Origin of the sequence: Candidatus Nitrosoglobus terrae (genome assembly GCF_002356115.1) — a bacterium.
Taxonomy (GTDB): Bacteria; Pseudomonadota; Gammaproteobacteria; order Nitrosococcales; family Nitrosococcaceae; genus Nitrosoglobus; species Nitrosoglobus terrae.
In genome coordinates, this window is record NZ_AP014836.1 from 1,225,353 (window position 1) to 1,238,469 (window position 13,117).

Below are 13,117 nucleotides of genomic sequence, written 5' to 3' on the forward strand. Positions count from 1 at the left end.
AAGATATGATGCCGTAGATCCCGATAATGTGGATGGCTATACTAATAAAACTGGCTTTCCTCTTAAATATCAAGATCAGATTAATTACAATGTAGCGCATTGCTAATGCTGCACATCTAAGGGGTTTGGCCATTAGCTTGAAAAATGATCTCGATCAAATCTCAGATCTTGTAGATCATTACGATTTTGCTACCAATGAGCAATGTTTTCAATATAATGAATGTAATATGCTACTTCCCTTTATTCAGTCAGGAAAGCCCGTATTAGAAATTGAATACAGTATCCCAACATCAAAGTTTTGCCCTCAAGCTAACAGTATGAACTTTGACGCTTTAGCAAAGAAATTAGAACTAGATGCTTGGCGAGAGGCTTGCAGATAAAATTAATTATTAATCTTAAAAGCAATAAGGCAATTGCCCCAGTCATATATATGGCTAGGGCAATTGTTTTTCTTTATTTAAGATAAGAGGTAACGATATGGCTAAATTTTTCATTAGTGCCGGCGCAATTTTCGCGGCTGTGGGAATCATTCTAGGGGCTTTTGGCGCTCATGGGCTTCGAGCTAAACTTGAGCCTCGTATGCTAGAGGTTTGGCAAACAGGCGTTCATTATCATATGTATCACGCCTTAGGTCTTATTTTAATTGGCATTCTCGCCCAGCAAGTAGGAACTAGCGCTGCACTTATTAAATGGTCAGGCAATTTGATGCTCATAGGTATCTTATTCTTCTCTGGCAGCCTTTATCTTATAGCCCTTACTAGTCTAAGCTGGTTAGGCGCTATCACTCCTTTTGGTGGAATAAGTTTTATGATTGCTTGGTTCTTACTTGCCTTGGCTTTTTTACGCATGGATGGTTAAAAAACTCACCTCTCTCACATTTTAGAATGATCCAGTTACAAGGGAGATTTAATATGATGTTTAAATTCCCTAAAATGCCTACTTCTCCTGAGCAGGCTTTAGCAGGCCGTAAGGAGAGGTTATCCCTATCAGAGCCTCATTACATCAGTGGCCATCCACTGATGCCTCCTTTTCCCGTAGGGATGCAACGAGCCTTATTTGCAATGGGATGTTTTTGGGGGGCAGAACGTAAATTTTGGTCTATAAAAGGTGTTTATATTACTGTGGTAGGTTATGCGGGTGGATACACCTCAAATCCTACCTATCAAGAAGTATGTACAGGTATGACGGGGCACGCTGAAGTAGTACTCATCGTTTTTAATCCACAAATCGTCAGCTATCAATCGCTACTCAAAATTTTCTGGGAGTCCCATAACCCTACTCAAGGGATGCGCCAAGGTAATGATGTGGGCACCCAGTACCGATCGGCTATCTACACTTACGATAACCAACAAAACCTAGCAGCAGAAATATCAAAAGGAATCTACGAAAAAGAACTAGAAATGGCAGGCCTTAATTCAATCTCCACCGAAATCCGTGCGGTAACAGCGTTTTATTATGCAGAATCTTATCATCAGCAGTATTTGGCTAAAAACCAAAATGGATACTGTGGGATAGAGAGTACAGGAATTAGCTTTCCTAGCTAAATTTAAAATATCACTGCAAAAAATGGAGTATCTAATTGCCTATTGCCGATCCGGGTTTGAAGGAGAGTGCGCAGCAGAGTTACTGGGGTGGACTACACAACAGCAATTAGCCGGCTATGCTCGCGCCAAACCCGATACCGCCTATGTGGTATTTGAACTATATGAGCCAAATACCGCACCGTTATTTGCCAAGCAAGTAGGCTTCCAGAATCTAATCTTTGCTCGCCAGCTTTTTATCTCTACTGGCTTGTTAAAAGAACTACCCATCACGGATCGAATAACGCCAATTATGGCCGCCTTAAAGGATCAAAGTAATCAATTCTCTGAAATCTGGGTAGAAACTGCTGATACTAACGAGTCTAAAGCTCTCTTAGGATTTTGTCGTAAATTTTCAAAAGCTTTGAATTGGGAATTAAAACAGCAAGAGATGATTAGCCTAGAAAATCAATTGGCTCCTCGCGCTCATGTTTTTTTTTAAACTCAACTACAGCTTATCCTGGCATTTCTATTCCTGCTAATTCCTCTCCTTGGTTTATGGGCATCCCACGACTAAAATGCCCACCTAACACCCCGAGCCGATCCGCAATGAAACTAGAAGAAGCATGGCATGTGTTCTTAACTTCAAAACAACGGGAAGAAACACTCCGCCCAAGAATGCAAGCGGTGGATTTGGGGGCTGCCCCTGGTGGCTGGACTTGGCAATTAGTACGCCGCGGAATCCAAGTAATAGCAGTGGATAATGGATCCATAGCACCCATGGTAATGGAATCCGGGTTAGTAAAGCACCAAACACTGGATGCCTTCGGCTATATCCCTCTACACCCCGTTGACTGGATGGTATGCGATATTGTAGAACAGCCGAGGCGTATTGCTCAACTTGCCGCACAATGGATAGCCAAGAAATGGTGCCAGCATTGTATTTTTAATTTAAAATTGCCCATGAAAAAGCGCTATGATGAAATACAGTTATGTAAAGCGCTAATCTTAGCAATTTTAGCTAAAACAAAGATTCCTTATAGGTTAGTCTTCAAACAACTTTATCATGATCGAGAGGAAGTTACGGGTTATTTATCTAGCAAGCAGCCCCTATAGATCATCCATATTGCTGCTAAAAAACAAGTACATGGAAGAAATGGCACCATATTCACAACCGAAGCGAATCCTAGTGAAGCCTCGCAGACGAGGTTCGAGCCCGTACGCTATGCAACGTATACACGTGCTAATGGCGTAATAACATGAGACTTTTAATTCTTAGTGGTATTGTTATATCGTATTAACCTTTTTATATTTTACTAGTAAGTCTTATCGATGTATGGATGTGAATATTGAGAATGCACAAAAGAGCGATCATGAATCATTGATAGAAATATGAGAGGCTTCTGTTAGAGCTACCCATGATTTCTTACAGGAGGTAAATATTGCCACCTTAAGACCGCTAGTCCTGAATAAATATTTCAATACTGTCGAATTAGTGTGCGCCAAAAATAGTAGTGGAAACATTTTGGGCTTTTGCGGAGTTCATGAAGGGAATATAGAAATGCTGTTCATTTCACCTGAGTCAAGAGGTTTAGGTGTTGGCTCTCTCTTAGTTGAGCACGCAGTAAAAAACCAAGGCGCGACAAAAGTTGATGTCAATGAACAAAACATTCAGGCCCTAGGATTTTATGAGCATGTAGGGTTCAGTGTAGTAGGACGCTCACATCAGGATGGCCAAGGAAAATCATATCCACTACTGCATATGGAGCTAACCGAGATTCAATACGTTTAGGCAAACAGAAGATTTATCCGTCTTCAGCTCTATCAAAAACTAATCATTAACACTTGGCTGATTATGCATCTATTCCCTAATAATATATGCGGGCAGCAGTTGCGTCCTGACCAATATCGAGAAGAAGACACTGCTTGATCTGCTGGCTACTCGCCGCCAAAAGGAAGATTGGAGCGATCTGTTCAGGGTTGTGGGTAACTGGCGCGAAGGGATCATGATCTACTTAGAGGCGGACATTCCCATCACCAACGCCTAAACCGACTGGCCAAGGACAAGAACCGTGAAGGCCGTGGCTACTCCTTCGAGGTAATGAGGGCATAAATGCTCTACACCGCAAAGCACAAAAAGAAGGCCCCGACTGCAAAAATCTCACCATTCTACAAGAAAACCATTTGCTAGACTTCGCAGAAGAACTCGATTCTATCAACCATCTGAAGGTGATAGCAAGTTGGTGAGATGAAGGTGCCACACCAACCATTAAATCCGTATACCCAAAAAAACTAGCGTATAATTTTAAAAAAACTAATGATGCTTACCTAAAATGAATAAGGTTATCAAGTGAACGGATTAGCCCATAAACTGCAATACAATGCCAACAAGCTCCAGAAGCGGCTACGCCGTCTCGTTGGTCAAGCGATCGAAGATTTCAATATGATTGAAGATGGAGATCGAATGATGGTTTGTCTTTCTGGCGGCAAAGACAGTTATACCTTACTGGATATACTACTTAATCTGAAAAAACACGCCCCAATCAGCTTTGAGCTTATTGCCGTAAACCTTGACCAGAAGCAGCCAGGTTTCCCCGAGCACCTACTGCCCCATTATTTAGAATCCATAGGTGTTCCTTATCATATTGTCGAACGGGATACTTATAGCGTCGTTAAGCGGGTGATTCCCGAAGGGAAAACTACCTGTTCTTTGTGCTCACGTCTACGACGGGGAATCTTATACGGTACTGCTGAAAAACTAGGCGCTACTAAAATTGCTCTTGGACATCATCGAGATGATATCCTAGCAACTCTCTTTCTGAATATGTTTCATGGCGGAACCCTTAAAGCAATGCCCCCCAAACTATTAAGCGATAATGGAAAACATATTGTCATCCGCCCCCTTGCTTATTGCCGAGAAAAGGATATAACGATTTACGCTAAAATTAAGGACTTTCCTATTATCCCCTGCAATCTATGCGGCTCTCAGCCTAATCTTCAGCGTCAAACTATTAAAGAGATGCTACAGACATGGGATAAAAGGTTTCCTGGTCGCCTTGAAACCATGTTCCGCGCCTTACAGAATGTTAAGCCCTCCCATCTAGCTGATCCAATCCTATATAACTTTAAAGACATTCAGTACCAAAATACCCCCTTTCCAGAGGGAGATAGAGCCTTTGATGAAGAATTATTGCTAGATTCTTCAATAGCACCGGCATTATTTTATAGCGATCAAGAAAGCTAAAAAATTATAACTATACTTCTAAGCGCACCATCGATAGTTTAAACTCTCACGCTTTAAAGAAAGGCATAGAAAACACTATTTGAGTACAGTTAATCTTAATCCATACTTACAAGGAAGTTATTGGCGACAAGCGCTCACTGAGGCACTCAGTGGTTCAATTCACGACTGGATCTTTATATTTAAAGCTTGTTTAGCTGTTATGGCCAGTGGCTGGATCGCTTTTCGCTTAGAACTTGACGCTCCGGGTACAGCCATGCTCACCTGCGCTATCGTCATCAACCCGAAAAGTGGCTTAGTACTGGCCAAAAGCTTTTACCGAATTATAGGTACGTTAATAGGATCGCTGGTTGCAGTATGCCTAGTCGCATCTTTTCCACAGCAACGAGAGCTACTCCTAGGAGGAATCTCTTTATGGCTAGGTTTATGTGCAGGAGGGGCAGCATTATTACGTAATTTTAAATCCTATGGATTTGTACTTGCTGGCTATACTACCGCTATCGTTATTATTCCAGTGGTAGATAACCCATTGGGTATTTTTGATTCGGCAGTAATGCGCACGATCACAGTTCTGCTAGGCATTCTAGTTACGGCTGTAGTTACGGACGCTATTCTGCCTCAAGGGTTAAGTAAAATCCTTAGAAATAGCATCTTTAAGCAGTTCACTGGATTTTTTACCTTTGTTCAAAACAGTCTACCCAACAATCTGAAGCGTTTAGACCTAGAACAAGCCCACTTTCACTTTGGACGCCAAGCCGTTGAGATTGAAAATTTACTGAGCTCAGCAGTGTTCGAAGATACTCACATACGTGCAGCTAGTCCCCATATACGCCAGCTTAATCAGCGTCTTATGAGGGTTTCTTCTACGTATTGCATGCTATTGATCTTAATGGATCGGTTACAACGAGCGAATACTGAAGTACATGGGGCAGTAGCACAGCTTTTTACCAGCGTTTCCTGGATATCCTCACAGGTAGATCTGGCAGCAGCCCCCGTAATACGGGCAAATACGCCTCTTTTTTTATTAAAATCTACCCGCATACAGCTTAAGGCACGGGCAGTCCAGTTACGAAAACGGCTAAATCAGGGTAGCCAACAACTAGAGTTCGACGCTGGAGCTGAATTAATCATGCGTTTCGTAGATGATCTTGAAACCTATACCAATGCCTATACGGGATTCATTAATCCAAACAACTCACCTATACCTCTTAATCCTGAAGAAACCACCTTCATCCATGGTGATGATTGGCTAGGTGCAGTGTTGGCAGCAGCCCTCAGCACTGGGGCTATATTAGTAGGTAGCCTGTTCTGGATTTTAACTGCATGGCCATCTGGCGGGGGCATGGTAGTCATTGCGGGTGTTCTTTGTGCCCTCATGGCTAGTAGTGTGCCTAATCTGAAAAAAGCACTTGGCCTGCTATGGATAGCATGGATCATTGGTAATCTACTAGCATTCCTATGCACGTTTTTAGTACTATCCCACATGGATGGATTCACGCTTCTTACTGCAGGTATGATCCCTTTCCTCATACCTATTTTTTATCTTTACACTCGCCCATCACTCGCTAGCCTAGGAGCATTCATTGCTTTATCATTCCTTCTCTTAGTAGAACCGGCGTTTACGCAAAACTTTGACGTGCCTCAATACATAAACCAAGCGATTGCGCTCTTACTTGGTCTCGGGCTGGTAAATGTTGCATTTATTCTATTTACCAATGCCTCAGAAAGCGATTTTTTCTATCGACGTTTAATTTACAAACTACGCAGTGAAGTTGTACGGGCTTGCTACAAACCACTGCAAAACGCCCACTACCGTCTAGAAAGCGCTACCCATGATCGATGCCGACAAGCCATCCTCTATACTGGGGAAAACACCCGGGCAGCCCAGCATTTTTTAGCTTGGGCGTTATCCGTACATGAAGTTGGCCGTATAATTATAGAGTTACGTACTAACCAACAACAGATATCAAAGTATCTACAGCAGCGATTAAATCGAGTAATCACGGCTATAGCGACCTTATATGAAACGCCGAAATCTAGGTATCTTCTCCATGCCCAACGAATCGTGGCCAGCACACTGCGCATGGCCAATAGTGCTCATGTATCTAACATAGCCCAATACCTATATCTATTACACCTAGCTTTAACGGATCAGGATTCGGTGCTAGCTAGTTATCTACCTAAACATACATCCAAAGCAGCTAAAGAGATTACTCATGCCGGCTGAACTATCATTATCCGGAGTGCTCATCCCAGGTTTATTGCTCATATTCCTTTTCAGTTTATTGATACTATGGCTACTTGATTGGCTAGCAGGTTATTACCACTGGTACCACTACGTCTGGCATCCTCCCCTATTTCGTCTGGCCGTATTTACTATTATTTTTAGTGTACTCGGCCTACTAACGATACGATAAAATTCCTATGAAAATCGTGCCTGCTATTCGGTTTTCCATTACCGCCATAGTCGTGATCATCGCTGCCGTAGTCGCGCGATTACTATGGAATCATTATATGTACTCACCTTGGACACGTGATGCTCGGGTACACGCTGAAGTGGTAAAAGTAGCACCAGATGTATCTGGGTTAATTACCTATGTAGGTGTTAAAGATAACCAAGAAGTACATCAAGGCGATCTTTTATTTGAAATTGATCCAGTACGATTTCATCACGCGCTAGAACACGCCCAAGCTAACCTAGATATGGCTAAAGCTGCCATAGCGGTAGCCGATGCTGATATCAAAGCTACGGAGGCTAACGCTACTGCTGCTCAAGCTACCTATCTCATGCGCCATCAAGAATCTAAACGGCGACGGGACATGAATCAGTATGCTACTCAAGAGGAGCAGATTAATACCGAAGCTATGGCCAAAACCGCCTATGCCCAATGGCAAGCCACACTCGCTGATCATGACCAAGCTAAAGCGGCCAAAGCCAAGGCGTTAGCCGATATGGAGAGTGCGCAAGTAGCGATTGCGGTGGCTAAACTTGATCTAGTACGCTCCAAAGTGCGTGCTCCTATAGATGGTTATATCACCAACCTAGATGTCTACGTTGGTGAGTATGCTCATACTGGGCAAGCTTATATGGCGCTGATCAGTCGCCATAATATTTGGATTTACGGATATTTCGAAGAAACCAAACTACTTGGCGTTAGAATAGGTGACAAAGTCAATGTCCGTCTAATGAACGGAGCGCGTTTTAAGGGCTACGTTGAAAGCATCGCCCGAGGAATCATTGACAATCAAAATAAAGCGGGGCCAAATCTATTAGCTGATGTTAGCCCCACCTTTAACTGGGTACGTTTAGCGCAACGGATTCCCGTTCGTATCAGCATCGACTATAATACTGTACCTCCGGATCTGTTACTAGCAGCCGGCCTAACAGCAACCGTCGTACTTCATCCAAAGATAAAAGATGAGAGGGTGCAAAATTGAAATCACCCTGCCCTTCTTTCTACCAAGAAAAATTTAGCACTTCCTTGTGCTACTCACTCTAAGCCCGTAGTTTTTGTGCTGCTGCTACCATAGTGCACAGTGCAGATTCTACTTCTGGCCAATCACGGGTTTTAAGACCACAGTCTGGATTTATCCAAAGCCGCTCAGGAGGAATATATTGGGTTGCCTTTTTAATGAGACCTACAATCTGGTTTACTGTGGGTAATGAAGGAGAATGAATATCATAAACTCCTGGCCCAATCTCGTTGGGGTAGTTAAAAGCCGCAAAGGCTGCTAGTAGCTCGCCATCGGATCGAGAGGTTTCTATGGTAATCACATCGGCATCCAATGCAGCAATTGCCTCAATAATATCGTTAAACTCCGAGTAACACATGTGTGTGTGGATTTGGGTTTCATCCTCTACTCCAGCAGCGGACACTTGAAAACAGCGAACTGCCCAGTCTAAATATTGCTTCCATTCTAGTCGCCGCAACGGCAACCCTTCCCGGAAAGCAGGCTCATCAATCTGAATAATTTTAATTCCTGCCTGCTCCAAATCTAGAACCTCATCCCGAAGCGCCAGTGCTATTTGAAGACAGGTATCGGCACGAGACTGGTCATCTCGTACAAAAGACCACTGTAAAATAGTCACCGGCCCCGTCAGCATCCCTTTCACCCATTTATCGGTCAATGATTGAGCGTAACGAATCCATTCCACCGTCATCGGTTGTGCTCGAGCCACATCTCCATAAATAATAGGAGGCTTAACGCAGCGAGAACCATAACTTTGAACCCAGCCGTTTTGAGTAAACGCAAACCCCTCCAGCTGCTCCCCAAAATATTCCACCATATCGTTGCGTTCTGCCTCTCCATGGACAAGCACATCTAGTCCGTACTTCTCCTGCTCTCGAATGGCTTTCTGGATCTCAGCCTTCATCTGCTCATCATATTCTTGTGCAGAAATTTGACCTTTCTTAAATTCCTGCCGCGCCTTACGAATATTAGCTGTCTGCGGAAAAGAGCCAATCGTAGTAGTCGGGTAAAGGGGTAATTTTAAATACTCTCGCTGGGCTTGAGCACGAGTAGAATAATCATGGCAACGCTGCGCTAGCTTTTCATTTACACTGGCTATGCGGGTTCTTACTTCAGGTCGATGGGTACGATTTGATTGGCGACGACTTGCTTGTGCTGCTGCTGAAGCTTTCAAGGTTGCAGCCACTGCTTCCCGCCCTTTTGTTAAAGCCTGTTTTAACGCCACTACCTCTTCTATTTTTTGTACTGCGAAGGCTAACCATGACTTTAACTCTTTATCTAGACCTAATTCCAGAGTCAAATCCATAGGACAATGAAGTAGAGAGCAGGAAGGTGCTACCCAGAGTCGATCGCCTAGACGCTTATGTACCGTCTCAAGCTGCTGCAAGCTAGCTTCTAAATCATTACGCCAGATGTTTCGTCCATCAACAATACCTACTGAGAGAATCTTATCCGAAGGAAGCCCATCTAATACTTTTATTAACTGCTCAGGGGCGCTAGTTAGATCAATATGCAAACCTGCTGTAGGTAGCTGACAAGCTAGCTGAGTATTATCGCCCAAGGCACCAAAATAAGTTGTTAAAAGACACTTTAACCCTGAATTTGCTAAATAATCATAGGCTTTCTTAAAAGCTGCCTTCCAATCTGGAGGTAAATCCAGTACTAAAATGGGTTCATCAATTTGAACCCATTCTACTCCTTGTGTTTTAAGCTGCTGTAGCACCTGACTGTAAGCTGGTAGTAATCCCTCAAGTAAAGAGAGTTTATCAAACGCATCGCCTTTAACTTTACCCAGCCATAAAAAGCTTAATGGTCCTAATAATACTGGTTTCATAGGCATCCCAAGTTCTTGAGCAGCAGTTACCCGCTCAAATAAGATGTTACTGGATAAGGAAAAAATTTGCTGAGATTGGAACTCTGGAACAATATAATGGTAATTCGTATTAAACCATTTAGTCATTTCACAGGCGGCTGCTTCTTTACCCTGAATACTACGTCCTCTTGCCATACGGAAATAGGTATTCAAATCCACATTACCGCCTGTATGGCCAAATCGCGGTGGAATAACTCCGAGTAAAACTGACATATCCAGCACATGGTCATACCAGCTAAAATCCCCTACTGGGATTAAATCTAACCCCCCCTCTTTCTGTCTTTTCCAGTGAAGATTTTGTAGTTCATTGCCTACTTTTATCAGCTCCTCTTGGCTTAACTGACCTTTCCAGTAGCCTTCCAAAGCCCATTTTAATTCCCGCTTATCTCCCATTCTGGGAAATCCTAAATTATGTGCTAAAACCACAAATAAGCTCCTCTTTAATCCACCCTATACCACTAAATGACCCTCTTCAGCAATTGCCTGCACGCATATAATAGATAAAATATGCGGCTTTGCGCAGCTTGTCTAAGGGCTATCTGCTGAGATAAAACGATAGAAAAACATAAATTGCCAATCTCACCGTTTAAAACCGATTAGTTCGCCTGGCCTAGTAAAATTAGTGACCGCGCTTCAACTCTAATTTGCGACCCAGGTAAATAGGAGTCATCTCCCTTTTCTGAAAACACGTTATATGTGTTAAAAATTTTTACTGATGTATCAAATACTTTTATCCAGTTACAGCTTTTTTCACCTCCACACTCCTTTGGGAGGGTAAAATTTAAGTATTTATCAGAAGCATTAAATAGTAAGTAAAAACTATCATCAATTACCCGTTCTCCGTGCCTATCCGTAGCCATTATCCCTTTTCCATTTAAAAAAACACCCAAAGATTTGGCATAACCGGTATTCCAATCTTCTTCTGACATCTCTTTACCTTTAACGGTAAACCATTCAATATCAAAAATATTACTGCCGTGGATAGGCCGTCCATGGAACCAATGTCGGCGGCGGAAAATGGGATGTTTTTTTCGAAACTGTATAAGCTGCTGAGTAAACTCTAATAACGTCCAGTCTGTACGAGACCAATCTAGCCAAGAGATCTCATTATCTTGGCAATACGCGTTATTGTTTCCTTTTTGGGTACGACCTCTCTCATCGCCACTAAGTAGCATCGGCACCCCTTGTGACAGAAATAAAGTGGCTAGAAAATTTCTCTTTTGGCGAGAGCGCAGCTCATTAATTTTAGGATCCTCTGTAGAACCTTCAACCCCACAATTCCAAGAGCGATTATAACTCTCCCCATCTCGGTTGTTTTCCCCATTCGCCTCATTATGTTTCTCGTTATAAGAAACTAAATCATGAAGAGTAAAACCATCATGGGCAGTAATAAAATTGATACTCGCAAAAGGCCGACGACCACTCCTCTCATAGAGATCAGAACTGCCAGTAAAACGATACGCTAATTCACCTAAAGTTTGATCTACCCCACGCCAATAATCACGCACACAGTCTCGATATTTTCCATTCCATTCAGCCCAACCCGGCGGAAAATTCCCAATTTGATATCCCCCCTCACCTAAATCCCAAGGCTCAGCAATTAACTTAACCTGAGAAATAACGGGATCTTGATGAATAATGTCAAAGAAGGATCCGAGTCGATCAACATCATGTAATCCTCTTGCCAGAGCCGCCGCCAAATCGAATCGAAACCCATCTACATGCATTTCAAGAATCCAATAACGGAGGCTATCCATAAGCAGCTGAAGAGCACGAGGATGGGTCATATTCAGGGTATTACCGCAACCCGTATAATCGGTATAGTAACGGAGATTGTGCGGTTGTAGTCGATAATAACTTGCATTATCTATCCCTCGAAAACAAAGCGTTGGCCCTAGCTGGTTTCCTTCAGCAGTATGGTTATAAACCACATCTAAAATAACCTCAATTCCAGCTTGATGTAATGCTTTGACCATAGCTTTAAATTCAATCACATGGCCAGGTTCTGAGCTGCTGGCATAACGGGAATCTGGGGCAAAATAGCCAATAGAATTATAGCCCCAATAATTATTTAATCCTTGAGCAACGAGGTGACGCTCCGAAACATGGTGATGAATAGGCATTAGCTCAACAGCAGTTACGCCCAAAGAAAGAAAATAATCAATAGCTGCTGGAGAGGCCAATCCTGCGTATGTTCCACGTAAATACTTGGGGATTTCTGGATGAAGGGCAGTAAAACCCTTAACAGAGAGTTCATAGATAATCGTCTCGCTCCAAGGGATTCTAAGCTGCTGATCTCCATCCCAGTGAAAAGCAGGATCTACTACAACACATTTAGGCATAAACACGGCACTATCCCGATCATCTTGGCTAAGATCAGCGTTATTATCTCCAGCACAATAGCCATGAAGGGCATCATCCCATTTAACCGATCCCTCAATAGCCTTAGCATAAGGATCAAGTAGTAATTTAGCTGGGTTAAAGCGATGACCCGCAGGGGGATCATAGAGGCCATGGACTCGAAAACCATAGCGTTGCCCTAACCCTATCCCAGGTAAATACCCATGCCATGAAAAATCAGAGACTTCGGGTAATTTAATCCGTGTCTCTTCTAAACCATTGAAAAGACAGAGCTCAACTTCAGTGGCATTTTCCGAGAACAAAGCAAAATTAGTTCCTGCTCCATCCCAATTTGCTCCTAACGGATACGCTTTTCCAGGCCATATTTTCATAAATTTATGCTTACCTTTCTTAAATGCTTAAAAATTACTTAATAAAACAAAAAGTAGCCTAAATTAAAACTAACACTACCCACCGCTCCAATTTCATATCTCATATGGAAATGGGGTAATAGTACTATCGACCGTAAAAATTAAATAATGAAGAAATTACCAAATAAAGGCGGTGTTAGTCGGAAGAAAAATCATGCTAAAAGCCAAAAAAGCTAAAATTATGATTAAGGATCACTCTAGAGGAGATAGTTTGCAATTTATGTGTTGTAATTATATCGTG

The 13,117-nt window shown here is 42.6% G+C and carries 12 protein-coding genes and 2 pseudogenes; 12 read left to right on the forward strand and 2 right to left on the reverse strand.

The genetic code is table 11. The features are described from left to right. Positions 1-16 precede the first annotated feature (16 nt). The 12 genes and pseudogenes from TAO_RS10145 to TAO_RS05935 all read left to right on the forward strand — a co-directional run. A pseudogene (locus TAO_RS10145) lies at positions 17-106 on the forward strand (endo alpha-1,4 polygalactosaminidase); the annotation flags it as partial. After that, a complete protein-coding gene (locus TAO_RS05890; protein ID WP_269459396.1) occupies positions 99-380 on the forward strand; it encodes an endo alpha-1,4 polygalactosaminidase in 282 nt (93 codons plus the stop codon). The pseudogene TAO_RS10145 and the gene TAO_RS05890, both read left to right, overlap by 8 nt. Before the next feature lie 97 nt (positions 381-477). Beyond that, positions 478-858 carry a DUF423 domain-containing protein gene (locus TAO_RS05895; protein WP_096527052.1) on the forward strand — a complete coding sequence of 127 codons (381 nt, stop codon included), beginning with the start codon at positions 478-480 and terminating at the stop codon, positions 856-858. 56 nt (positions 859-914) lie between these two features. Continuing rightward, complete coding sequence (gene msrA / locus TAO_RS05900) at positions 915-1,544, forward strand: peptide-methionine (S)-S-oxide reductase MsrA (protein WP_096527776.1); 630 nt, start codon at positions 915-917, stop codon at positions 1,542-1,544. A gap of 22 nt (positions 1,545-1,566) precedes the next feature. Beyond that, positions 1,567-2,022: a P-loop NTPase family protein gene (locus TAO_RS09925; protein WP_231910602.1), complete on the forward strand. Its 456-nt coding sequence runs from the start codon at positions 1,567-1,569 to the stop codon at positions 2,020-2,022. A 29-nt stretch (positions 2,023-2,051) separates the two neighbouring features. Continuing rightward, positions 2,052-2,636 carry a 23S rRNA (cytidine(2498)-2'-O)-methyltransferase RlmM gene (gene rlmM / locus TAO_RS09930; RefSeq protein WP_231910663.1) on the forward strand — a complete coding sequence of 195 codons (585 nt, stop codon included), beginning with the start codon at positions 2,052-2,054 and terminating at the stop codon, positions 2,634-2,636. 379 nt (positions 2,637-3,015) lie between these two features. Continuing rightward, a complete protein-coding gene (locus tag TAO_RS09770) occupies positions 3,016-3,312 on the forward strand; it encodes a GNAT family N-acetyltransferase (protein WP_231910603.1) in 297 nt (98 codons plus the stop codon). A gap of 157 nt (positions 3,313-3,469) precedes the next feature. Beyond that, positions 3,470-3,711: pseudogene (locus TAO_RS05915) on the forward strand (ISL3 family transposase); the annotation flags it as partial. Between the two features lie 159 nt (positions 3,712-3,870). Beyond that, positions 3,871-4,764 carry a tRNA 2-thiocytidine(32) synthetase TtcA gene (ttcA, locus tag TAO_RS05920; RefSeq protein WP_096527053.1) on the forward strand — a complete coding sequence of 298 codons (894 nt, stop codon included), beginning with the start codon at positions 3,871-3,873 and terminating at the stop codon, positions 4,762-4,764. A 79-nt stretch (positions 4,765-4,843) separates the two neighbouring features. Then, the gene (locus TAO_RS05925; protein WP_096527054.1) at positions 4,844-6,988 is read left to right on the forward strand and encodes an FUSC family protein; all 2,145 of its coding nucleotides are present in this window, start codon (positions 4,844-4,846) and stop codon (positions 6,986-6,988) included. Then, on the forward strand, positions 6,978-7,178 hold the full coding sequence (locus TAO_RS05930) for a DUF1656 domain-containing protein (RefSeq protein WP_096527055.1): 201 nt from the start codon (positions 6,978-6,980) through the stop codon (positions 7,176-7,178). Before TAO_RS05925 ends, TAO_RS05930 begins: the two co-directional genes overlap by 11 nt. Before the next feature lie 7 nt (positions 7,179-7,185). Beyond that, complete coding sequence (locus TAO_RS05935; RefSeq protein WP_096527056.1) at positions 7,186-8,199, forward strand: biotin/lipoyl-binding protein; 1,014 nt, start codon at positions 7,186-7,188, stop codon at positions 8,197-8,199. 58 nt (positions 8,200-8,257) lie between these two features. Here TAO_RS05935 and metE read toward each other — a convergent pair whose 3' ends face one another. Continuing rightward, entirely contained in the window at positions 8,258-10,531 is a 2,274-nt protein-coding gene (gene metE, locus TAO_RS05940; protein ID WP_096527057.1) for a 5-methyltetrahydropteroyltriglutamate--homocysteine S-methyltransferase, read from the reverse strand. 170 nt (positions 10,532-10,701) lie between these two features. Further along, positions 10,702-12,837 (reverse strand): glycogen debranching protein GlgX, encoded by a 2,136-nt coding sequence (gene glgX, locus TAO_RS05945; RefSeq protein ID WP_096527058.1) that lies wholly within the window; start codon positions 12,835-12,837, stop codon positions 10,702-10,704. Positions 12,838-13,117 lie beyond the last annotated feature (280 nt).

Coding starts and splice junctions, on each gene's coding strand:
- msrA (WP_096527776.1), top strand. CDS start 915: ATGTTTAAATTCCCTAAAATGCCTACTTCTCCTGAGCAGGCTTTAGCA.
- glgX (WP_096527058.1), bottom strand. CDS start 12,837: ATGAAAATATGGCCTGGAAAAGCGTATCCGTTAGGAGCAAATTGGGAT.
- TAO_RS09925 (WP_231910602.1), top strand. CDS start 1,567: ATGGAGTATCTAATTGCCTATTGCCGATCCGGGTTTGAAGGAGAGTGC.
- TAO_RS05930 (WP_096527055.1), top strand. CDS start 6,978: ATGCCGGCTGAACTATCATTATCCGGAGTGCTCATCCCAGGTTTATTG.
- TAO_RS05895 (WP_096527052.1), top strand. CDS start 478: ATGGCTAAATTTTTCATTAGTGCCGGCGCAATTTTCGCGGCTGTGGGA.
- TAO_RS05935 (WP_096527056.1), top strand. CDS start 7,186: ATGAAAATCGTGCCTGCTATTCGGTTTTCCATTACCGCCATAGTCGTG.